Origin of the sequence: Bacillus sp. 275 (assembly GCF_001999205.1) — a bacterium.
Lineage (GTDB): Bacteria > Bacillota > Bacilli > Bacillales > Bacillaceae > Bacillus > Bacillus velezensis.
On record NZ_CP019626.1, the window covers coordinates 1,251,863 to 1,274,454 of the forward strand.

The window sequence follows — 22,592 nt, forward strand, 5'->3', positions numbered from 1 at the left end:
GCCGGTATGACCCGCCATCTTTCTCGGGGGCCGTACCGGCTTTTCTTAATTCTCAAGTTCTTCAATCATCAGTGACAATTCGGTCCAGCGCTCCATCGCCGCTTCAAGCTCTTCAGCCGTCTTTGCCTGTTCGGCCATCAGTTCTTGAATCTTTCCGAAATCACTTCCCGCTTCAGCGATTTCCGCTTCCAGACGCTGATGCTTTTCTTCAAGGCCGGCGATTTTGTCTTCGATGCCGTCCCATTCGATCTGATCCTTATATGAAAGCTTTTTGCGCTTTTTCTTCGGCTCTTCCTCCGCCTTTTTCTCTTCGGCCGGCTGTTTTACCGCCGTCTTCTTCGCTTTTGCGTATTCCATGTATTCACTGTACGAACCTTGGAAACGGGAAATGACGCCTTGTCCTTCAAATACGATCAGGCGGTCAATGACGCGGTCAAGGAAATAGCGGTCATGGGATACGGTGATGACGACGCCCGGGAACTGTTCGATATAATCTTCGAGCACGCTTAATGTTTCCGTGTCCAGATCATTGGTCGGCTCATCTAAAAACAGCACATTCGGTTCCTGCATCAGTACATTCAGCAAGTACAGACGGCGCTTTTCCCCGCCCGACAGCTTTCTGATATACGTCTGCTGCATCGGACGCGGGAACAGAAAACGCTCAAGCATTTGTTCCGCGGTGATGACATCGCCTTCCGCCGTTTTGACGATTTCAGCCGTCTCTTTTATATATTCAATGACTTTCATATCACCGTTCATTTCGCTGTGGTCCTGGGTGTAGTAGCCGATCCGGACCGTCTGCCCGATGGTGATATTGCCGCTGTCAGGCTGAATTCTGCCGGCGAGGCTGTTTAAAAGTGTCGTTTTCCCGATTCCGTTCGGCCCGATGATGCCGATTCGTTCCCCCGGGATGACAAGCTCATTAAACCGGCTGATCAGCGCTTGGCCGTTATAGGTAATGGTGACGTTATCGGCTTCGATCACCTGTTTTCCGAGACGGTGGGAGCCGATCGCGAAATCGAGTGATCCGGAGACTGCCGGCCCTTTTTGCTCTTTGAGCGCCTCCGCTCTGTCCACTCTCGCTTTTTGTTTCGTCGAGCGCGCTTTCGCCCCTCTTCTGAGCCACGCCAATTCGCGGCGCAGGAGGTTTTGACGTTTTGTTTCTTTCTGCTCCGCCAGCGCTTCCCGTTCGGCCCGTTTTTCCAGGAATACTTCATAGTTTCCTTTATACGTATAAAGGCTGCCTCTCTCAAGCTCGTAAATTCTGTTCGTCACCCTGTTCAGAAAATATCTGTCGTGCGTGACAAGCATAACGGCGCCCGGATATTGCGATAAGTAGCCTTCCAGCCATTCAATCGTTTCATTGTCCAAGTGGTTTGTCGGTTCATCCAAAATGAGCAGGTCAGCCGGCTGGATGACGTTTTTCGCAATCGCGACGCGCTTTCTCTGGCCGCCGGACAGCTCGCTGACATCCTTCATCAGATCGGTGACGCCAAGTTTGGTTAAAACCGTTTTGGCTAACGTATTCGCCTCCCACGCATCATTCGCGTCCATTCGGGCCTGCGCATCAAGCAGCTGTTTCTGGCGCTGGTCATTTTCCGGTTCTTCATTCAGCGCCTGAAGCGCTTTTTCGTATTCTCTCATCGTTCTCATGACGGCTGATCCGCCGGAATAAATATGTTCAAGAACGGTTTGTCCGGCCGGAAGATCAGGGTCCTGATGCAAAAACTCAATATGCACGTTTCCTGAGGCCGTAATCTCGCCTTCCTCCGTTGATTCAAGGCCGGCAATGGTTTTCAGAAGCGTAGACTTCCCCGTTCCGTTCGGGCCGATTAAACCGATTCTTTCATTCTCTTCAATATGAAAGGAGATATGGTCGAATAATGTCTTATCTCCGTATGTTTTATAAAGGTTTTCCGCTTTTATGATGCTCATGGTCCCTATCAATCCTCACGTAAGTTCATGTGTTCATTTTAAATCAGGCGCTGGAATAAAACTAGTAAAAGGACAGACAAATTTCTTGGAAGAGATCATTTTGTCCGAAGAATGTTTCCGCCTCTCCTTTTATACACTGGAGGTGAAGAGGTGATGACATGATCAGCGTCAGTTTGTGCGTTATCGTGAAAAATGAAGAGGAAGTGCTTGCGGGCTGTCTTGATTCCGTCAAAGACATTGCGGATGAAATTGTGATTGCTGATACGGGCTCGACCGACCGGACGAAAGAAATCGCGGCCCGTTATACGGATAAGATTTATGATTTTGAATGGATCGATCACTTTGCGGCCGCCCGTAACTTTGTGTTTTCGAAAGCGGAAATGGATTATATTCTGTGGCTGGACGCCGACGATATATTGACGGAAAAGGACCGTGAAAAGCTGATTGAACTGAAGGCGTCGCTTACAAAAGAGGTGGACGCGGTATCCATGTATTATCACGTCGGCTTTGATGCACGGGGAGAGGTCAGCTTCAGATACCGCCGCAACCGACTCGTCAAGCGTGAAAAAGGGTTCCGCTGGATCGGAGCCGTGCATGAGTATCTTGAAGTATACGGAAACATCATAGAAACCGATATTGCCGTCACACACCGGAAATCCGAGAAAAAGCACTCGCCTCCCTCAGACCGCAACTTGAAGATTTATGAGAAAATGGCGGAAAACAGTGAAACGATGACACCGCGCGATTTGTTTTACTTCGCGAATGAATTAAAGGATCACGGCCAGTATCAGCGCGCCATCACGTATTATCACCATTTTCTTTCCACAAAACAGTGCTGGATCGAAGACGAGATCAGAACGTGCCAATATCTATCCGATTGCTACAGGGCGGTCGGCCATGAAGAGGCCGCCATGACGTCTCTCTTAAAATCATTTCTGATCGATTGTCCGCGGCCGGAGTTCTGCTGCAGGCTCGGCGACTATTTTGCGGAGAAACGGCAATACCTGCAGGGTGTGTTTTGGTATGAGCTCGCCCTATCCGCCAAAAGCAGTGATGCAGGCTTTACCCAGCTCGAATATTCCACCTGGTATCCCCATCTGCAGCTCTGCGTCTGCCACTGGCAGCTCGGCGACAGAGAAAAAGCGAAGATTCATAACGACAAAGCCGCCTCCTATCATCCGTCACATCCGAGTGTCCTGTATAATCAAAACGTGCTCGGCACATAACATCGAAAAAAAGAGCTGCCCCGTATGAAGGGCAGCTCCTTATTGATTACGCTGTCGGAATTCCTCCGCTTACACTGTAAATCTGGGATGTCACATAGCTCGATTCTTCTGAGGCCAAAAAGACATAAATCCCTGCTAGCTCCGCCGGCTGTCCGGCGCGCTTTAATGGAACGGCCGGTGTTTCCTTGCCGAATTTCGGAATGTTTTCACCGGGCTGTCCTCCCGAAATCTGCAGAGGCGTCCAGATCGGCCCCGGCGCTACCGAGTTGACTCTGATTCCTTTATTCGCCAGCTGTTTTCCTAAGCCGACGGTAAAACCGATAATGGCATGTTTCGTCGCGGCATAATCCAACAGCATCGGGCTTGGATTATAACCTTCTACGGACGTTGTCGTGATAATAGACGCGCCTTCCGGCAGATACGGAAGCGCGGCTTTGACGAGCCAATACAGCGAGAATACGTTGACTTCAAATGTTTGATAGATTTGTTCTGTAGTAAGATCGCTGATATCATCCACTGCCTGCTGTTTGCCGGCGACAAGAGCGAGCGTGTCAAGACCGCCAAGCTCTTGATACGCTTTTTCCGCCAATTCTCCGCAAAACGCTTCATCGCTTAAATCTCCCGGCAGCAGAACGGCTTTTCTTCCCTCTTTTTCAATTAACGCTTTCACTTCTTCAGCATCCGGCTGTTCCTCAGGCAGATAGTTAATCGCCACATCCGCCCCTTCCCGGGCATAAGCAATCGCGGCGGCCCGGCCGATACCTGAATCGCCGCCGGTGACGAGGGCTTTTCTTCCCTTCAGCTTGCCGGCTCCTTTATAGCTCGTTTCACCGCAGTCCGGCACAGGCTTCATCTCTTTTTGCAAACCGGGCGGTTCTTGATATTGTTTTGGAAATTCATCATGATCATATTTCGTCAGCGGGTTGTGCAGATTTGCATCAGACATACAAGACTCTCCTTTATCATTGGTGATGTATTCGTATGTGTACCCCTTTAGCATGACGGATCAAACGTGTAAGTGCAGTTTCCGATTGATAAAGGAAAAACAAAAAAGGAGCCCGTAAGCTCCCTTTTTTTATGACTCTCCGAGTACGTTTTCAGCCATTTTCGCTAAATGCTGGGCGCTTCCCGAAATTTCCTGCATCGTGGCAGAAATTTGTTCAACCGCCGCCGCTTGGCCGTCCGTGTTCTGGTTGATGGATTCAATAGAGTCCTCCAGCCCTTTCAGCAGGCTGTGGATTTTTTTCGTAATCTGGTCAATTTGGCCGACGTTGTCTTTTGAATGAGTGGCAAGCTTGCGGATCTCATCCGCCACCACGGAAAAGCCCTTGCCGGATTCTCCTGCTCTCGCGGCTTCAATGGCCGCATTCAAACCGAGCAGATTGCTTTGATCCGAGATGCCCTTGACAGTGACGGAAATGTCGGCGATTTCTCCCGCGCTTTCACTGACTTGTTTCGCCTGAACGGAAATCCCGGTCATCTGTGCTGAGAAACCGCTGATGGATTCTGAGATATCCGCGATGGCCGAAGCGGTCTGTTCCACGACGGCGGACAGGCTTTCAGCGACATCATGAAGCTTGGCTGATTTTTCAAGGCTCGTGCCGAGACCGACGCCGCCGATGACTTTTCCGTTTTCATCGTGAAGCGGAATCGCTCTGGCGATCAGCGGAAATCCGAACAGCTCTTTCGGCACCATGCTTGTCTTCTTCTGATTCATGCGGATCGCGTCTGTAATGATGTCCCCTTTTTGCAGCGGGTCTCCCGGCTTTACGTTAAGAGAAAACGTTTTAGCCGGAATATTCACGATTAATTTTTCTGTATCATAAATTCCGATGGTGATGTCATCTTGGATCAGGCTGTTTAAAAAAGGCGCAACTTTGACAAATGCGTCAAGCAGGCTGTGCGTTTGCTGCTCCGTCTGTATACTCATTTCTTTCACTCCTTCTTAATATGGGAATTGCCGTTTTTCATGCTGAACCGAAATCCATTTCAGCGTGGTGAATTCTTCTAGGCTCCATTCGCCGTTCAGCCTGCCGAGACCTGATTGCTTCTCGCCGCCGAACGCGACGTTCGGTTCATCATTAATGGTCGTATCGTTGACGTGAATCATGCCGGTTTCGATCCGCTTAGCAAACTCAACGCCGCGCTCAACGTTTGCCGTATGCACGGCTCCGCTTAAACCGAACGGTGTCGCGTTTGCGATGCTTACCGCTTCATCCTCCGTTTCAAACGGCATGATGCAGACGGCCGGTCCGAACAGCTCCTCCTTCGCAATGCTCATCTCAGGTTTCACATCTTTTAAAATGACGGGCTCAGCGACCGTTCCGCTGAATCGGCCGGACAGCACCGGAACCGCTCCCTCTTCTATCGCTTTTTCGACAGACCGTCTCAGACCTTCCGCCTGTCTCTCATTGATTAAAGGGCCGATAACCGTATCAGGGTCCATCGGATCGCCGACTTTCAGCGATGACACTTTCGCTTCGTAAAGCTCTGTAAATTTGTCATATACAGATGTGTGAACGAGCACGCGGTTCGCCGACATACAGATCTGGCCTTGATGCGTAAACCGGCTGAATACGGCCGCATTGACGGCGTATTCAAGATCAGCATCCTCAAGCACGATCAGCGCGCTGTTTCCGCCAAGCTCCAACAGCGGTTTTTTAAAGTGTTTGACCGCAAGCTGTCCGATATAGCTGCCCACTCCGGTTGAGCCTGTAAATGAGATAATCCGCGGGACGGGATGCTCAACAAAGCTGTCGCCGATCTCCCCGATATCCGTCACGATAACATTCAGCAGCCCGTCCGGTACGCCGGCCGCTTCAAAAATTTTCGCGATAAGCGTTCCGCCGCAGATCGGTGTTTCTTCATGAGGCTTCAGCACGACGCCGTTCCCCGCGCCGAGTGCCGGCGCAACAGATTTCATCGAAAGGAAAAACGGGAAATTAAACGGGCTGATCACCCCCACGACTCCGGCGGGTATTCTGTACAGTCTGTTTTCTTTTCCGTCAATCGTGGACGGGAGAATTTTCCCTTCCATCCGCACCGGAAATGTTGCGGCTTCTTTTATCATATTTTTGACAAGTCCGATTTCAAACTCAGCCTTCAGCCGTGTTCCGCCAAGCTCCTCCATGATTAAGTAAATAATCGCTTCTTCGTGCTCTTCAATGAAAGAAACGGCTTTTTCCAAAATGGCCCGCTTTTTAAAAGGGTTTACTTTGTCCCATTCTTGTTTCGCAAGAGCCGCGGCGCGATATGCCGCATCCACATCATCAGACGTCGCTTTTTGGAATGAGGTGATGACTTTTTGAGTATAAGGATTTCTGTTTTCCAATACGTTCCGGCTGCTCCCATCCCTCCATCGGCCGCCGATAAACTGCTTATTTAGTTCTTCATATTGAAACATGTAAAAACATCTCCCTTTCACCGAAACTTGAAATTAGTTGATGAGTCATCTTTTGTATCGGTCTTAAGGTGAGAAAATTGAACTATTTCACAATAAAATTCCCGTTCCTTCCGTGCATCGACGCTTTTTAGCTTTGTCCTTTTAAAGTGGAAAATTCTTTAATTGACTGCGAGAAATTTCGACAATATAATACAAACGTCAGTGTATATAATGATAAGAATATTATGAATTTTCAGGAGGACCCATATGTCTTTACTATTTCGGAAAAAGCCGCTGGCCGACTTAAAGGCTCAGAGCAAACAGACCAGTCTGTCCCGCTCGTTAAGCGCTTTTGACTTGGTTTTGCTCGGAATCGGCTGTGTTGTCGGCACGGGGATTTTTGTGATTACCGGGACTGTGGCCGCGACAGGCGCAGGACCGGCTTTGATTCTGTCGTTTGTGCTCGCGGGCCTTGCCTGCGCGCTCGCCGCGTTTTGTTATGCGGAATTTTCTTCATCCATTCCGATTTCAGGCAGCGTATATACGTATTCATATGTCACTCTCGGGGAGTGTCTCGCGTTTTTAATCGGATGGGACTTAATGCTTGAATATGTCATCGCGCTCGCCGCCGTCGCAACCGGCTGGTCATCCTATTTCCAGTCGCTTCTTGCGGGCTTCGGGCTGCATCTTCCGGAGGCGCTGACCGCCGCACCCGGCAGCAAAACGGGTGCCGTGTTCAACCTGCCGGCCGTTATCATTATTTTGGTCATTACCGCGATTGTTTCAAGGGGCGTGAAAGAAAGCACCCGCTTTAACAATGTCATTGTATTGATGAAAATTGCGATCATTCTGCTGTTTATCATCGTCGGTTTCGGCTACGTGAAACCGGAAAACTGGTCGCCGTTTATGCCGTTCGGAATGAAAGGCGTCATCACGAGCGCCGCGACCGTTTTCTTCGCGTATCTCGGATTTGATGCCGTATCAAACGCGTCGGAAGAAGTGAAAAACCCGCAGAAATCAATGCCGGTCGGAATCATCGGCGCGCTCGCCGTCTGCACCGTCCTTTACATTACGGTATCGCTCGTCCTGACGGGAATGCTTTCGTACACTAAGCTGAATGTCGGAGATCCGGTATCTTTCGCGCTCCAATTTGTCGGCCAGAACAAGATAGCAGGCATTATTTCCGTCGGCGCGATTATCGGGATTACAACGGTCATGCTCGCTCTGCTTTACGCTCAGGTGCGCCTTACATTTGCGATGAGCAGAGACGGCCTTTTGCCCCGCATGTTTTCCAAAGTTCACCCGCGTTTTAAAACACCGTTTCAAAACACATGGGTGACGGGGATCGCTGCCGCCGGGATCGCGGGTTTTATTGATTTGGGAACCTTGGCGCATCTCGTCAACATGGGAACCTTGGCGGCCTTTACGGTCATTGCGATCGCCGTCATCGTTTTAAGAAAGAAACATCCGGAGATCAAATCTTCCTTCCGTGTTCCTTTCGTGCCTTTTGTACCGATCATCAGCGCATGCTTATGCCTGTATCTCGCAAGCAGCCTGCCGGGCGTGACATGGCTCGCCTTTGTCATCTGGATCGCCGCCGGGATCGTCGTTTATATGATGTATTCGAGAAAACACAGTTTGTTAAATAAATAAAAAAGGAAGGCTCTTTTTTCTGTTTGAGAAAGAAGAGCCTTTTTTGCACTTGATAATTCATTCACCTTATGAATAATATGGTGTATGCTTCGTTTACATAAAAAGGAGGAGAATCACTTTGGCAATTGCCGCCCCGCTTAAAGAAAAACCTGTCCATCGTCCCGAGACAACCATGTATTCTATTTTGTTCATTATCGGGATCTGTCATCTGCTGAACGATTCACTGCAAGCGGTGATTCCGGCGATGTTTCCGATTTTGGAACGTTCCATGAATCTTACATTTACGCAGCTCGGAATGATCGCCTTTACGCTGAATATGGTGTCTTCCGTGATGCAGCCCGTCATCGGCTGGTATACGGATAAACGCCCGATGCCGTATGCCTTGCCGCTCGGACTCACCGCAAGCATGCTCGGCATTTTAGGTCTCGCGTTCGCCCCGTCTTTTCTGACGATTTTATGCTGTGTCTTTTTTATCGGCCTTGGCTCCGCCGTCTTTCATCCTGAAGGATCGCGTGTCGCCTACATGGCCGCCGGCGAAAAGCGCGGGTTGGCGCAATCGATTTACCAAGTCGGAGGGAATACCGGCCAGGCGATGGCGCCCTTGATTACCGCGCTGATTCTCGTTCCGCTCGGTCAATTCGGCTCTGTCTGGTTTACGCTAGTCGCCGCAATCGCTGTACTGTTTCTCATTTATATCGCCAAATGGTATAAAGGCCGCCTTATTCATTTGCGCGCCGTAAGTAAAAAATCACCGGCCTCCGCCGTGCAGACCGTGATTACAAAACCGATTATTCTCGCCCTTATCATGATTATCTTCTTAATTTTCGCGCGCTCCTGGTATGTGAGCGCGATCGGCAACTTTTATACGTTCTATGCGATGAATGCCTATCATGTCAGCATTCAGCAGGCACAGAGCTATATCTTCGTCTTTTTATTTTTCGGAGCTGTCGGAACGTTTCTCGGCGGGCCGCTTGCAGATCGTTTCGGAAAGCGGAACGTCATCATCGTTTCGATGATAGCATCGGCTCCCTTGACGATTTTCCTTCCGTTTGCGGGGCCTGTCATCGCCTATGGCGTACTGGCGCTGATCGGCGTTGTTCTGATGTCCAGCTTCTCCGTGACGGTTGTCTACGCGCAGGAGCTTGTTCCAGGCAAAATCGGAACGATGTCAGGGCTTACGGTCGGGCTCGCCTTCGGAATGGGCGCGATCGGAGCCGTTGCGCTCGGAGCTCTTATTGATTCAGCGGGATTGACGCCGACCATGACAGCCGTCGCCTTTCTGCCCGTTTTAGGTCTGCTCGCCTTTGTCCTGCCGAGCGACAAAACATTAAAAGAATGGCATTCATAAAAACAATCCCTGCCGAAAAGGCAGGGATTTTATGTTTCAACCGTATAAAAATGAGTATCAGGAACCGCGTATTTCGGAATAAACCCGTCTTTGAAATCAGGAAACGCTTTTTGAATTTCATCAATCCATTTTTTTACGTTTTTGATGTACGGTACGTAAATCATATTGACTGTCGCCTCGTCATCAATGTGATAGTACCAGCACAGATTGAATTCGTTCTCCGTGACGAGCGTAAAGCCTGAAAAATGATAAAAAATCAGCGGGGTGTCATTGACATATACAGCCCCGCCGCGCAGGCTGACGTCATATTGCTCAATATTCCACAGCGCCGCATTCGCGCCGATCGACTCCGTGACATGAACGTCTTCAAACTGCGCGGGCCACTTTTCAACATACCTTTGATCACCGTATGTCTTTTTTTCTTCATTCATCTCCACCGTACAATAGGAGATGCAATCCTGCCTCCACTGCCAGACCGCCCGGTACGCTTCCCCGGTATTCCGCGCGCCGACAAACCCGGTGTTGTACTGCCCTGTCAGCTTGTAATAAGACGCAAACCGTTCTGAATTGCGGTGATCCGTCAGAAAAAGGGAAGCATCCGGCTTTTCCGCAAACAGCTCGCCCGCATCTGAGAAGAAAAAGAGATCGGTGTCCAAGTGGGCAAAATATTCGGCTTCATCATACTCCGTCATCACATGGAACAGAAATGCCGGTTTCAGCGTCCAGCAATATTCATGAAACGTCCGGCCGCCCTTTGCTTCAAGCAGCTCCGGGTCCTCCATTTCATGGAGCTGAACCGCCGTGATATGTTCCCACGGCACCTGCTGAAGCAGTTCGTACGCTTTCTGATCGACACACAGCACATACAGATGAAAATCCCGGCAATGCTCATGGAGAGAATGAATCATCGGCATCAGTTTAAAGATATGCGTTCTGGAAACAATGGTTGAAAAATGATATTTACTCACCATATCACATCCAATTTATTTAAGATCCACATGCAGTAAATCAGCAGCCAGCGCTTTGAACGCCCTTGCAAAGTGCGTGACGCCCAGCTTTTTTTCCGCTTTTGCCAAAAGCTTTCCGACCTCCGGCAGATTGAAGCTGTTCGCCGTGATCCGCGGGCTTTTCGTCTTCCAGTCCGGGTCGAGGTTGCGGTCTTTAACCGCGTGCAGCAGTTCGAGAAAAATGTGCAGCAGGCTTTCATATTTCTCATAATCAAGCAGCACTTCGATGTCTGCCATCATGCTGTTGGTTAACTCCGCGTCAAACGGGCCGTTAAACGCGAGGTGCACGTCAAGCGAATGAATGTCATTGTACTTGTCGCACATGTACGCGATATTCGCCCTGATATCATCAACGGAAGCGCAGTTGCTCGGATGCTCCTGATGGACGCTCATGATATCGCGCCGCAGCTGAAATCTCATTCCCGACTGATGAAGCCTGATGCCGAGATCATAATCTTCAAAGCCGTATCTGACAATGCCTTCATCAAACAGCCCGAGATCTGCCACGTGCTGTCTCTTGACTGACGAATTGTTCGTAATGAAAAAACGCCACGGCAGACGGTAGCCTTTCAAATCATCTCCGTATTTTTCCAAAATGCTTTTCAGCACACGGATAAAGTCGGTATCTAAATCAAAGCATTGGTCAAGAAAACTTCCGTCTCTGATATCACTTTCATCAAGGAGCGGCTCTTTATCGCCCGGCAGCTCTTCATACAGTTCGGCGAGTTTCTCTTTATGCTCTTTTTCAAAACGGTCATAATAAAAGCTGTAAATCCGCTTCCAGAACATACCGCATACGACAAGATCGTCCCGGTTCTCATGAGCCTTGATATGCTTCGCCACCAAATCCTTTTCGGCAAGCATGTCGCTGTCATGGAAGATCAAAATATCGCCTCGGGCATTGCGGACCGCCTGATTCCGTCCGTAAGCGATCCCTCTGTTTTCTTTAATTCTCACAAAAATCAGCGGAAAATTCGCGCTGAATGATTCAAGCATGGATAAGGTTCCGTCTTCCGAACCGTTGTCAGCCACAATCACTTCGAACGGCTCTGTGCATTCCTGTTCATTCAGGGACAGCAGGCTGTTATAAAGCCGCTCCTTGGAATTATATGCGGGAACAATGACGCTTGCCTTCACTTTTCGTTCACTTCCTGTATATGATCATTTATTTGTTATCATCCTCAGATGCAAAGCCGCTGAACTCCGGGCAGACGGCGCTGACCGTCCCGATCACCCGCTTCAGAATGTCCTGATAAAGCTGATGGACAAACGGCAGGTCGGTCCGGTCCGCCTCATGAATCTGCCGAATGTCGCCGGCTGTAACGATCCGGTATCCGCTGAAATGATAGAAAATCAGCGGACTTCCGTCTTCGAGCACAAGACGCCCGTCCTTCCATGAAAACGTGTGGCGGCCGTAATTCCAATGGCCGATATTCACGCCGGGCGTGGTGATGTCACACACATTCGGGAACAGGCCGGACATGTAATCCAAGTAGCCTTGATCTCCGAATTTTCCTTCGCCCGGCGCATTTTTGCATTCTTCCAGGCAGCGTTCTTTCCACCATCTGAGACAATCTGTACCGGCACTGTCGGTTTTGAAGCTGAGAAAACCGGAATTATACCGGCCTAAAAGACGCTGCAGCATGTCGATTTCCTGTTTTCCAAATGAGGGAATGACGATATCGCCCCGTGACAGAAGCACCGAACAATCCGGCTGATTGTCAAAAATCGCGCGCGGATCGGCGAAGAAAAACAAATCGGCATCAATGTACGTGACACGCTCTAATTCCGGATGTCCGTCCAGCACGAATTCGAGAAATACCGGCTTCACCGTCCAGCAGTATTCGCTCTGATCCCTCGTCCGCTTCAGTTCAAGGAGCTCCTCATTTTCCAGTGCGGACACCTGAATCAAGGTGACATTATCCTGCCGCATTGCCTGAAGCACGTCATAGGTGTCTTGGTCCATACACAAAGTAAAAATGGGGGCGTCCGCCTGAACCGCTTTCAATGAGCCGAACAAAGCGATAGCCTGATACAGCCTTCCTTTTGATAAAACTGTGCAATATGCGCTTGTCACGTCTTTCTCTCACCTCTGTTTCTGTTACTTTTGAAAAAAGGCTTTATACCATTCGATCGTTTTTTCCAATCCTTCATCAATGGTATGCGCGGGCGTCCAATTCAGAAGCTTCCTCGCCTTTTCCGCCGATAAATATTGGTGTTTGATTTCATGGCTTCCCTGGTTGAGCACTTTCGGCTTGAGGTCACTGTCCATGGCCTTAAGAATTTTTTCTACAAGCTCCAGCACCGTCAGCTGAATCTCATTGCTGAAGTTGAACGCTTCTCCCGCAAGATTGAGCTCCTCCATCTTTTCCGCCAGCAAAAGGTATGCCTCGACCGCATCCTCGATGTAAAAATAATCACGGATAAATGTGCCGTCGCTGCGGATTTCCGGCGCTTCACCGTTCAGCACGAGCTGAATCGTCTGCGGAATAATCCGGTTAAAGTTCAAATCTCCGCCGCCGTACAAGTTGCCGCAGCGCGTAATACAGACCGGAAGTCCGTACGTATTAAAATATGTGTGGCTTAACAAATCGGCACAGCTTTTTGATACGTCATACGGATGTTTGCCCTGAAGAGGCATGTTTTCATCGTACGGCAGTGTCGGCTGGTCGCCGTACGCTTTATCACTGGACGCGACGATCACCCGCTTGATGAGCGGATGCCTGCGGCACGCTTCAAGGATGTTCCATGTGCCGAGAATATTGGCTTCAAATGTGGAAATCGGATTGCGGTTTGCGACGCCGACGATCGCCTGAGCGGCTAAATGAAAGACCGTGTCAATTTCATATTCGCCCAGCGCCCGCTCAATCACATCCAGATCTTCAAGCGCACCCTGCACGATATTCATTTGCTTCACTTGTTCTCCCTGATACAGGTTCGACTTGGGCACAGTGTCACGGACAAGTCCCGTCACATTGGCCCCCTGATCGATCAGTTCCTTCACCAAGCAGCTTCCTAAAAGACCTGTACATCCCGTCACAAACACATTTTTATTTTTCCAGAAACTCAAACTTGATCACCATACCTTCCATACATGTTGTCCCCGGTCCCACATCTTGTTGATTTCCAGCAGGTTTTTATACGTATCGATCGCCGTCCAGAAACCGTAATGCCGGTATACCGCCAATTCGCCGTCTTTCGCCAGCTCCTTCAGCGGTTCTTCTTCAAACATGACATCCCTGTCTTTCGGCAGATAATCAAATACCTTCGGGCTGAGCACGAAAAATCCGCCGTTGATGATGCCGTCACTCGAGGTTTTTTCAGAAAAGCTTTTCGCCATGCCGTCTTCAACCGTCAGCGTTCCGAATTGCGAGGACTTTTCTATACCGGTGACGGTCACCGCTGCCCCTTTTGATTGATGATAGCTGATCAGATGAAACAGGTTGATGTTGGCCAGTCCGTCCCCGTACGTCATAAGAAAGGTTTCATCACCGATGATGTCCTTTGCCTGTAAAAGCCGCCCCGCTGTCTGCGTGTGTTCCCCCGTGTCTAAAAAAGTGATTTTCCACGGCTCGGATTTTCCCAATATCCGTACTTCTCCGGTAGAGCTGTCCAGCGTCATGCTGTGATTCTTCCAGTCATAATCTAAGAAATATTCCTTAATCATCTCTCCTTTGAAACCAAGAAGCAGGATAAATTCGTTCACGCCATAGTATTGATAGAGTTTCATAATATGCCATAGAATCGGTTTGCCGCCTATCATGGCGAGCGGTTTGGGACGTTCATTGGTGATTTCGCTCATTCTCGTTCCTTTTCCGCCGCAGAGAATGACTGCTTTCATCTCTACCCCTCTTCTCTGTGAATATTGGATTCGAAACCGCCCGTATAAGAGAAACCAACCCGATAATTTGTCCGATTCTCTATCACCGGTTTCAAAATCTACTGTAAGATATGAGAGATTGGCGCCCTTTGTGACCAAAAGCTCTCTCTTTTTTCAGATTGGTGAAGATACACACAAAAAAAAGAGCCTCACGGAAATTCCGTAAGGCTCTTTCTATTATTTATTATCCTGATTTAGCTTTTCTTTGCCGTAATGATATTTAGACGGATCAACCGGCGTAAAGTCGCTCAATTTGTGGAATCTGAGCAAGTCTTTGTACATCACGCTGTCAGACAGCTTCAGCTGCTCTGTGACTCTGGCTTTCAGGTTTTTCGTTTCCTGATTGCCTTTCAGTTCTTTTCCTGTCTTCGTATCGTATACGACATTGGAGATGGAAGTATATTTCGGCGTGACGTAATCTCCGTTACGGAACGTCACCGTATCATCATGGTCTTTCGAGAAGAGATCGGTGCCGAAATTAATATATTTCTTAGAATCGATGCCTTCCAAGTGAAGGATCGTCGGCACAACGTCCATTTCACCGCCGTACGTATGGTTCACCCCGCCTTTTTTGCCGGGGATGCGAAGCATAAGCGGCACACGCTGATTCTGCGCGTTTTGATAAGGCGTAATTTCTTTGCCGAGAATTTCTTTCATCGCGCGGTTATGGTTTTCAGAGATTCCGTAGTGGTCTCCGTAAAGCATAATCACCGAGTTGTCATATAAACCGGATGACTTCAGATCTTTAAAGAACTGTTCAAGCGCCTCGTCGAGATAACGCGCCGTCTGGAAATAGTCATCCACAGTCGCGTCGCCCGTTTTCGCTTTTTCGATCGTTGCGTCTTTTTCATCAAGCGTAAACGGATAATGGTTCGTCAGCGTGAGCAAATGCGCGTAGAACGGCTGTTTCAGCGATTGAAGCTTCGGAATGGATTCTTTGAAGAATGGTTTATCCTTCAGTCCCATATTGACAAGGTTGTCATCAGACATATCGTATGTGCTGGCGTCAAAGAATTTATCGTAGCCGATATGTTTGTAAATCTGGTCACGGTTCCAGAATGATTTGTAGTCACCGTGTAAAACGGCGCTTGTATAGCCCTCACTTTGGTCAAGGATGGCAGGAAGCGATTGATACGTGTTTTCCCCTTTTGTCACGAAGGCTGACCCTTCAGGCAGTCCGAACAGGCTGTTATCCATCATCAGCTCGGCGTCAGATGTTTTACCTTGGCCCGTTTGGTGGAAAAAGTTATCAAAGTACGTCATGTCCTCTCCGCCGCGGGCGAGTTTATTCAGGAACGGCGTGACTTCTTTTCCGTCAAGTTTGTAGTTGATCAAAAACGATTGGAAACTTTCCAAGTGAATCTTAATAATGTTTTTGCCTTTGGCCTTGCCGAAATACTCGGCGTTCGGCTTCGCATAATGCGACGATGTGTAGTTTTCAACGCTCGTCAGGTCATCGCTGCTGGCATATGCCCGCTGGGATTCCGTCTGCGCCGTCTGTACGCCGTCATAAATCGTGTAATTATAAAGGCCTAAGTATTTTACAATGTAATTGCGGTCAAACGTTCTTGTCAGCAGCTCCGGGCGGTCCTCTTCGGCAATCGCCAGGTTCACGAAGAACAAAACAATACCCGTCACGATAATTAATGACGTATACCGTTTTTTCAGCTTGAATTCCTTCAGCTCACGTCTCCACACCAGAAGCGCGATTAAAATAATAATATCAACAAAGTATAAAATATCATGGCCGGACATAATGCTGAAGATGCCGTCTCCCATATTTCCCACATTACCGGATTGCTTTAAGTTAGGGAATGTCAAGAAATCATCGAAGAATCGATAGAATAGGATATTTGCATACAAAATAAACGTCATGATGAAATCAATAATCACCATGATAATCGCTGATTTGCGGCCTTTCGCAAACAATGCCAGTCCTAAAAAGAAAATGGCGCTTGAGAACGGATTGATCACAAGCAGAAACTGCTGCGTCGGACCCTTCACCCCAAGGTTGAATTCAGCATGATAGGCTAAATACGTTTTGGCCCAAAACAAAATAATAGCCAGTACAAAAAAACTAAGTCTGTAAGAAAATAATTTCTTCATGGCAACCTCTACTTTCCTAAACACTTTAAATCTGTATTCTTACTTTTTGCTTCAATTCCTGCTTTCCGAGCAAAACGAAAGCATCACACAGCCCCATAAACACACCATTTATAAAAACGATATATTTATCATTCGTGTCATGCCCATTGAACATCTTATCCCGCCAGCCATTAGACGCAGGATATCCGTTCTTCGTTTCACATTTTTTTCTGGCATTAAAAGGTACCGTATCAGACCGGGTCTGAAAATAGGAGATACCAAATATAAGAATAACACAAACTTCTAAAAACGAAAAATGAATATCAAAGACAGCCGCCCAACAGGCGGGCTGAAGTTATTGTATGCAAAGGGGTTGAAAAACTTGAAGGTTTTTTTGGCTGATGTAAAAAAAGGACTGGAGTCATCCAGTCCTTTACCTGTCAAATCCCCGCCCAAACATCTTTTGCGTAAATGCCTTTTGTCTGGAGGTCCAAAAGCCATTCTTGCGCTTGCCGTTCGTCTGTTTCGTGGACCGACTGATACGCTTTTTGCAGCGTTGCCTCTACATCGGGCGCCATTTTGCTGCCGTCGCCGCATACGTAGAGGTGCCCTCCCCGGCCGAGGATGGAAATTAAAGCACCGGCGTCTTTCGCCATTAAGTGCTGCACATACGTTTTCGGTACGCCTTCTTTGCGGGAGAAAGCCGTATGAAGCGTCACGATTCCGTCTTTTTCATAAGCTTCAAGCTCGTCACGGTAAATAAAATCATGATCGTTTCTGCATCCGAAATACAGATGAGCCTCCCCCAGCTCTTTTCCTTCTTTTTTTAACGCCGCCCGGGCTTGCAGAAATCCGCGGAACGGGGCGACTCCTGTGCCGGGACCGACCATAATAATCGGTTTTTCCGGATCTTCCGGCAGCCGGAATCGTGTTTCCGGAGTGCGGACAAACATTACGATACCATCCTCAGGGCCGCGGTCCGCTAAATAATTCGAAGCGACACCGCGATACTCCCCCAAACCGCTCCGGGCGGGGCCGCGAACGACGCCGACGGTAATTGAAGCCTGCCCGGGATGTTTCCGGGGCGAACTTGAAATCGAATAATACCGCGGCTTCAACGGGCGCAAAAGCTCCAGAAATCGCTCAAACGGAAGTTCACACGCTTCATATTTTTCAAGGAGATCGAGCATCGAGACGCGCGATGTTAAGATTTGCTCCTGATAGACGCCCTCCTCCAGAAAATCTTCCAAATCCCGTTTGTGCGGCGGGCAGACCGTATAAGCGGCCATTTCCCGGATTTGAGCCCTTGATGCCGCTTCCTGCAATTCGACACAGCTGCTCAGAAGATCATGCAGCCTGACCGGCCGATCGAGCGGGAGATGAACCGCGCTCTGTCCGCTGGCCGTCAGCAGCACTTGATCATTCCCGTTCAGATTGAACCGGCGGAGAACACGGCTGACCTGCTCTTTGCTGTTTACCGGCAGCACGCCGAGATGATCCCCTTCATGATAGGCAGCCTCTTTCGGCAGAGTGATTTCGATATGCCTTGTGCTCCGGCCGCTTTCCGGCGCCTGAAGTTCCCTGTTTTCCGCAACGGATGCGTAAACCGCTTCATACGTCTGTGCCAAAGGAGACCCGCCAAGCCCGCTGACAAATTGAAGGCCCAGCGCACTTCGCTCTTTTTCGGCATTTTCATTCAGCTTGAGACCGAATGCCTTTATGGCGTCCGTCCACATGCTTTTTTTCCATTCATCAAGCTTTCCTTCAAAATCGCCGCTGACGTCCCCCTCGCCTCGGGAGGAAAAGCGTTCCGCCCCTTTTTCGGCAAGCTTCTCATCAATCAGTCTCGGCACAGCCTGATATGTCGCCGCCCAGTTATGATCACCGCAGCCGAAGACGGCATACCGGACGCCTTCCAGCTCCCCGGGTTTGACTTCTTCAAGCCATTGAACGAATTGTCCCGCGTTGCTCGGAGGCTTTCCGTTATAAGAGGACGTAATGATCAAGAGAGCTCCTTCTTTCGGCAGTTTTCCGATCCGGTCATTTAAAGGCGCCGTTTCAGTCCGGACGCCGTGCATCCCGGCAGTATCGGCAAGCTCCCGCGCCACGCCTTCTGCGGTTCCCGTATCTGAGCCGTACAGAATCAGAAGCGGTCGGTTATCAAGCCCGATAATGGATGCGCCTTTTGTTTCCCGTTTTTCTTTTTCGACGTCTTCCGCCGCTTTTTCAGCCGCCGGGAGAGCAGCCGCAACGGCTTCTTTGTTTCTCGGCCGCACCCGGATATGAAAGTCGCCGGGCTTGATCGTCAGTGTCTGTTTAATATCGAGCTCATAATCGGTGTGATCGATAAAGGTAAAATGCTGCAGAATCATCCCCAGAACAAGAGTTGCTTCATGCAGGGCGAACTGCATACCGATACACGCCCTCTGACCGTTTCCGAACGGCTTATACGCATGGTGAGGCACTTGATCAGGATGTTCAAACCGCTCCGGATAAAATTCCTCCGCATTGTCTCCCCACGCGTCTTTATCACGGTGAAGCTGGGGAATTAAGACGGAAATTCTGTCTTTCGGCGTGATCGGATATTTCCCGCCGATCACCGTATCCTCTTTCGCATAAAGGCTGAACGCAGGCGCGGTCGGCCATAAGCGCAATGACTCCTGCAAAATCATTCGGATATAAGTAAGATCCAGCACTTGTTTATATGAAGGAACGGGATCGGTCAATACCCGATCAGCTTCTTCATAGGCTTTTTCCAAAACACGGGGATGTTTCAGCAAAAAGTAGATGGCAAAGGAAAGCAGGCCGCTTGTCGTTTCATGGCCGGCAATTAAAAACGTGATGATTTGAAACCGGATATTTTCATCATCAAGTTTTTCGCCCGTTTCCGGGTCTTCCACATTCAGCATTCTGGCCAGCAGATCCTTTTCATCCCGGCCGCCTGACCGGCGCTCTGCGATAATACTGTCTACTAACGAAAACATCGCCTGAATGTCATGATGAAATTGGCGCTTCGTCCTGATCATAAGCTTATCCTGAACATCAAGGCGCTGCATTTGGTGCATCGCTTCATCAAGGGCGCGCACCATGCTGTTGATAAACGGATGAGGCGTTTCCCTGTAATAGCTGTTAAATCGATAGTTAAAGCCGCAAAGCCCGATCGTATCAAGCGTCAGGCGGGTCATATCAGCAGGCACATCAACGGCCTCATCCGGGTTCAGCCTAGCCCATTTTTGAATCAGCTGCACCGCGATATCAGTCATCATCGAATGATAATCTTTCATCGCGCGCTGGCTGAAAGTCGGCATCAGAATATGATGCGCCTTTCGCCAGTTAGGCTCATGCGTCCAGCTTGTAAACAGCCCGTCACCGGAAAACGCCCGGACTTTCTCCAAAGCTCCTTCAATGCTTTTATCGAACCGTTCTTCATCACAAACCTCTTTCACCAGTTCATGGCCGGACACGACGATAATGGCGCCCGCCGAGGTATGCAGCTGAAAAATAGGCCCCTGCTCGTTTGCCAGTTTGATTAGCGACATTGTAGGCTTGTCTTTATCAAGCAAAGGAAGATTGCCGAGCGGGCCGAATGTCTTCGGCTGCGGAATCGGACCTGTTTCCTTCATGAATAACACCCTTTCTAACACATTGATGCGTTCCTTCCAACTACAGTGCCCTTTTCACCGGCCGATTATCCGCCGTCACGGATCAATCATCGGATTGACGATCGATAACGGTTTTTTCTATACTGGAGAGGCTTGTTAAATACAGAAATAAGGTGAGTTCACATATGGATTTTGAAATCAAGTTTTTATCGTTTTATGTCATTCAAGTGGAAGGAAAAGACGAACAGGCAAACAAACAGTTCAAACATTTCCAGACCCTTGACACGGAAGAATTTGAAGAAAGCGAGCTGAAGGATTTTCTTGACGGGGAATTGAAGAAAATCGTCAAACGGAAAGCCGAACGGCATCCGCAATCCGAGCAAGTCCCAACAAAAATCGGCCATTTTATCACGGAGCCGGGCCATGAGCTTGATTCAAATCCGAATTACAACCTTTTCAACCGCGCCAGACTTGCGGATACGAAGGAAGCATTTATCGAAGCAAGCGAGCAGTTCGTCCGCACTTACCTTGACACGAGCGCCGTGCGCGGCGGTGTTTTTATCGTGGCATCGGCCGTTCCGCGCAAGTATTTTGAAGACAAATTCGTCTTTATGATGAAATGCGATTTCGAGCCGAAGGTCGCCCGCATCTCAGACGCCTCGTCTCTCATTAAAAAGGTCGAAATGGCCATCACGACAAAAAACATGAAAAGCATTCAATATCCGTATATGCCGGAAGAAGGCATGACGGAAGAGCATGAGCTGAAAATCCACCAGGCCTCGCACGCCCGTTATTTCGAAGATTTTCTCAAATTTGTCGAATATGGCGAATCGATGCCGGAAATCATGAAAAGCCAAGTCATGAACATGGTGCAGGAACACGTGTATGAAACTTTTGAAGAAAACAGCGAAGAGCTTCAGCAGTTTGAGCACGACATTGAAATTTGGGAAGCAAGTGAAAAGCGGGAAATTCAGGAGCGCCTCGACACCCATCAAGTCATCGAGGCATCCGCGCAGATCATTGAACACACGCCGGAAGCCGAGCTGAAAATGAAAGTAGGAGAAACAGAGATTAAAGGATTACTGGCTGATTTCGGCGAATCCATCCATCTCGCAAAAGTGAACGGGCGCTATGTCGCGCTCATTGAGGCGGAGACGATCTCGTTTGAAAAAGGCAGTTCGCCGGTGGAGTTTCACAAGCCTGAGGGGCTGCATGAGGTGATTGAACGGATACGGAATAAATCTGAACAAGACTGACAAAAGTCCAGACGCCATGTTCTGGACTTTCTTTATTTAATAAGGCTCTTTGAGCAATCGATAGCATGCACCGATGATGTCTTGGACGCCGGGCGTTCCCTTTATCTCGCGGCGGACGATTTCAGATGAGAGATTCTGCACCTGTAATGCCCGCTCCGCCCGTCTTTCGAAGTATGCTTGACATGCAGTTTCATGGTTTTCGTGTTTTCGCAGTTCTTCACTAAGCACAATCGCGTCTTCAATCGCCATCGCCGCTCCCTGCGCCAATGTCGGCGCTCCTGCATGGACGGCATCCCCGCCCAGAACGACGCGGCCTCTGTGCCACGGTTCTTTGACCGCCATCTGCTCAATCTTATGAAACAAAACGGGATATTCCTTTGACATATTCTCTGTCACAAACTTTACTCCCGGAATTCTGCGCAGCAAGTCTTTCACCCGTTCAAAACGCGTGTCCTCGTCATCCCTGAAGTCAGCGTCATACGGCCGGATGATAAATACGTATCCTGTTTTTTCAGAGAGCGGCACGACTCCGACCTGCGTCTGCCCTTTTTTATACATCAGTGTCGAATCATGAAATATCGGCTCGGGAAAAGAAATGTAAAATCTGTGCGCTCCCATGCCGAGATACTCTGTTTTCACTTCTCTTTGCAGCATTTGATCGCGGACAGCGGAGCGGATGCCGTCAAAGCCGGCGAGAATGTCAGCCGTCATCATGGTTCCGTCTGCACAATGCACCGTTATTTCACCTGCCGTTTCTTCGTAAGACACGACTTTTTTACCGAGCAGAATCGTGACCCCCGCCGCTTCAGCATGCTTTTTGAGGATATCGTTTAACGTTTGCCGCAATATATTATTCCGCCCCGGCAATGAATCATCTAAAAACGCCTCATTCACTTTAAACTGCAGCGTTCCGTTTTCATCATGCTGCTTCAGCCATTCCGTTTGAAAGCCGTGTTGACAGCATTCATCATACACACCGATTTCCCGAAGCACCCGCAGCGCATTTTGAGGCTGGAGAATGCCCGCTCCGCTTTTTCGCATGCCGGACGCCGCCTCGCAAAGGGTCACTTCAAAACCCGCTCTGCCGAGAGAAATCGCTGCGGACAGGCCGCCGATCCCTCCGCCCGCTATGATGATCTTTTTCACTTCATGGTTCATCACGATACCGCCTTCTCTATTTATTTATCACTTATTAACTATTAGCCACCTTACTATATA

16 protein-coding genes are annotated in these 22,592 nt (G+C 49.1%); 4 read left to right on the plus strand and 12 right to left on the minus strand.

Annotated features, from left to right (window positions below; all coding sequences use genetic code 11):
• Positions 1 to 45 precede the first annotated feature (45 nt).
• Positions 46 to 1,935 (minus strand): ABC-F family ATP-binding cassette domain-containing protein, encoded by a 1,890-nt coding sequence (locus tag BZ167_RS05825; RefSeq protein ID WP_062623266.1) that lies wholly within the window; start codon positions 1,933 to 1,935, stop codon positions 46 to 48.
• A 158-nt stretch (positions 1,936 to 2,093) separates the two neighbouring features.
• Here BZ167_RS05825 and BZ167_RS05830 point away from each other — a divergent pair, with 158 nt between their 5' ends.
• A complete protein-coding gene (locus tag BZ167_RS05830) occupies positions 2,094 to 3,161 on the plus strand; it encodes a tetratricopeptide repeat-containing glycosyltransferase family 2 protein (RefSeq protein ID WP_062623265.1) in 1,068 nt (355 codons plus the stop codon).
• A gap of 46 nt (positions 3,162 to 3,207) precedes the next feature.
• On the opposite strand, the gene BZ167_RS05835 is transcribed toward BZ167_RS05830, so the two are convergent.
• The 3 genes from BZ167_RS05835 to BZ167_RS05845 form a co-directional block, all read right to left on the minus strand.
• Positions 3,208 to 4,107, minus strand: coding sequence for an SDR family oxidoreductase (locus tag BZ167_RS05835; RefSeq protein ID WP_007609985.1), 900 nt, complete (start codon positions 4,105 to 4,107; stop codon positions 3,208 to 3,210).
• A gap of 129 nt (positions 4,108 to 4,236) precedes the next feature.
• The gene (locus BZ167_RS05840; protein ID WP_077391970.1) at positions 4,237 to 5,091 is read right to left on the minus strand and encodes a methyl-accepting chemotaxis protein; all 855 of its coding nucleotides are present in this window, start codon (positions 5,089 to 5,091) and stop codon (positions 4,237 to 4,239) included.
• A 15-nt stretch (positions 5,092 to 5,106) separates the two neighbouring features.
• The gene (locus tag BZ167_RS05845) at positions 5,107 to 6,564 is read right to left on the minus strand and encodes a benzaldehyde dehydrogenase (RefSeq protein ID WP_007408954.1); all 1,458 of its coding nucleotides are present in this window, start codon (positions 6,562 to 6,564) and stop codon (positions 5,107 to 5,109) included.
• A gap of 246 nt (positions 6,565 to 6,810) precedes the next feature.
• Here BZ167_RS05845 and BZ167_RS05850 point away from each other — a divergent pair, with 246 nt between their 5' ends.
• Together BZ167_RS05850 and BZ167_RS05855 are read left to right on the plus strand one after the other, a co-directional pair.
• Entirely contained in the window at positions 6,811 to 8,196 is a 1,386-nt protein-coding gene (locus tag BZ167_RS05850; RefSeq protein ID WP_077391971.1) for a branched-chain amino acid transporter BcaP, read from the plus strand.
• Positions 8,197 to 8,314: 118 nt separating this feature from the next.
• Entirely contained in the window at positions 8,315 to 9,544 is a 1,230-nt protein-coding gene (locus BZ167_RS05855; protein ID WP_061861244.1) for an MFS transporter, read from the plus strand.
• 29 nt (positions 9,545 to 9,573) lie between these two features.
• Here the strand turns inward: BZ167_RS05855 and BZ167_RS05860 are convergent, their stop codons facing one another.
• The 7 genes from BZ167_RS05860 to BZ167_RS05890 all read right to left on the minus strand — a co-directional run bounded on the left by BZ167_RS05860 (position 9,574) and on the right by BZ167_RS05890 (position 20,139).
• Positions 9,574 to 10,512 (minus strand): putative nucleotide-diphospho-sugar transferase, encoded by a 939-nt coding sequence (locus BZ167_RS05860; RefSeq protein ID WP_060674503.1) that lies wholly within the window; start codon positions 10,510 to 10,512, stop codon positions 9,574 to 9,576.
• 15 nt (positions 10,513 to 10,527) lie between these two features.
• Positions 10,528 to 11,688 carry a glycosyltransferase family 2 protein gene (locus BZ167_RS05865; protein ID WP_031379279.1) on the minus strand — a complete coding sequence of 387 codons (1,161 nt, stop codon included), beginning with the start codon at positions 11,686 to 11,688 and terminating at the stop codon, positions 10,528 to 10,530.
• A 28-nt stretch (positions 11,689 to 11,716) separates the two neighbouring features.
• Positions 11,717 to 12,628: a putative nucleotide-diphospho-sugar transferase gene (locus BZ167_RS05870; protein WP_061861242.1), complete on the minus strand. Its 912-nt coding sequence runs from the start codon at positions 12,626 to 12,628 to the stop codon at positions 11,717 to 11,719.
• Positions 12,629 to 12,652: 24 nt separating this feature from the next.
• Positions 12,653 to 13,621 (minus strand): GDP-mannose 4,6-dehydratase, encoded by a 969-nt coding sequence (locus BZ167_RS05875; RefSeq protein WP_012117042.1) that lies wholly within the window; start codon positions 13,619 to 13,621, stop codon positions 12,653 to 12,655.
• A gap of 6 nt (positions 13,622 to 13,627) precedes the next feature.
• Positions 13,628 to 14,392 (minus strand): glucose-1-phosphate cytidylyltransferase, encoded by a 765-nt coding sequence (locus tag BZ167_RS05880; protein ID WP_015417001.1) that lies wholly within the window; start codon positions 14,390 to 14,392, stop codon positions 13,628 to 13,630.
• Between the two features lie 216 nt (positions 14,393 to 14,608).
• The gene (locus tag BZ167_RS05885; RefSeq protein WP_003155677.1) at positions 14,609 to 16,537 is read right to left on the minus strand and encodes a lipoteichoic acid synthase; all 1,929 of its coding nucleotides are present in this window, start codon (positions 16,535 to 16,537) and stop codon (positions 14,609 to 14,611) included.
• A 419-nt stretch (positions 16,538 to 16,956) separates the two neighbouring features.
• Complete coding sequence (locus tag BZ167_RS05890) at positions 16,957 to 20,139, minus strand: bifunctional cytochrome P450/NADPH--P450 reductase (RefSeq protein WP_077391972.1); 3,183 nt, start codon at positions 20,137 to 20,139, stop codon at positions 16,957 to 16,959.
• A gap of 164 nt (positions 20,140 to 20,303) precedes the next feature.
• On the opposite strand from BZ167_RS05890, the gene BZ167_RS05895 reads away from it, so the two are divergent.
• Positions 20,304 to 21,374: a DUF3900 domain-containing protein gene (locus tag BZ167_RS05895; protein WP_007609950.1), complete on the plus strand. Its 1,071-nt coding sequence runs from the start codon at positions 20,304 to 20,306 to the stop codon at positions 21,372 to 21,374.
• A gap of 36 nt (positions 21,375 to 21,410) precedes the next feature.
• On the opposite strand, the gene BZ167_RS05900 is transcribed toward BZ167_RS05895, so the two are convergent.
• Positions 21,411 to 22,532, minus strand: coding sequence for an FAD-dependent oxidoreductase (locus tag BZ167_RS05900; protein ID WP_077391973.1), 1,122 nt, complete (start codon positions 22,530 to 22,532; stop codon positions 21,411 to 21,413).
• Between the last annotated feature and the right edge of the window lie 60 nt (positions 22,533 to 22,592).

Coding starts and splice junctions, on each gene's coding strand:
- BZ167_RS05825 (WP_062623266.1), bottom strand. CDS start 1,935: ATGAGCATCATAAAAGCGGAAAACCTTTATAAAACATACGGAGATAAG.
- BZ167_RS05830 (WP_062623265.1), top strand. CDS start 2,094: ATGATCAGCGTCAGTTTGTGCGTTATCGTGAAAAATGAAGAGGAAGTG.
- BZ167_RS05835 (WP_007609985.1), bottom strand. CDS start 4,107: ATGTCTGATGCAAATCTGCACAACCCGCTGACGAAATATGATCATGAT.
- BZ167_RS05840 (WP_077391970.1), bottom strand. CDS start 5,091: ATGAGTATACAGACGGAGCAGCAAACGCACAGCCTGCTTGACGCATTT.
- BZ167_RS05845 (WP_007408954.1), bottom strand. CDS start 6,564: ATGTTTCAATATGAAGAACTAAATAAGCAGTTTATCGGCGGCCGATGG.
- BZ167_RS05850 (WP_077391971.1), top strand. CDS start 6,811: ATGTCTTTACTATTTCGGAAAAAGCCGCTGGCCGACTTAAAGGCTCAG.
- BZ167_RS05880 (WP_015417001.1), bottom strand. CDS start 14,392: ATGAAAGCAGTCATTCTCTGCGGCGGAAAAGGAACGAGAATGAGCGAA.
- BZ167_RS05885 (WP_003155677.1), bottom strand. CDS start 16,537: ATGAAGAAATTATTTTCTTACAGACTTAGTTTTTTTGTACTGGCTATT.
- BZ167_RS05890 (WP_077391972.1), bottom strand. CDS start 20,139: ATGAAGGAAACAGGTCCGATTCCGCAGCCGAAGACATTCGGCCCGCTC.
- BZ167_RS05895 (WP_007609950.1), top strand. CDS start 20,304: ATGGATTTTGAAATCAAGTTTTTATCGTTTTATGTCATTCAAGTGGAA.
- BZ167_RS05900 (WP_077391973.1), bottom strand. CDS start 22,532: ATGAACCATGAAGTGAAAAAGATCATCATAGCGGGCGGAGGGATCGGC.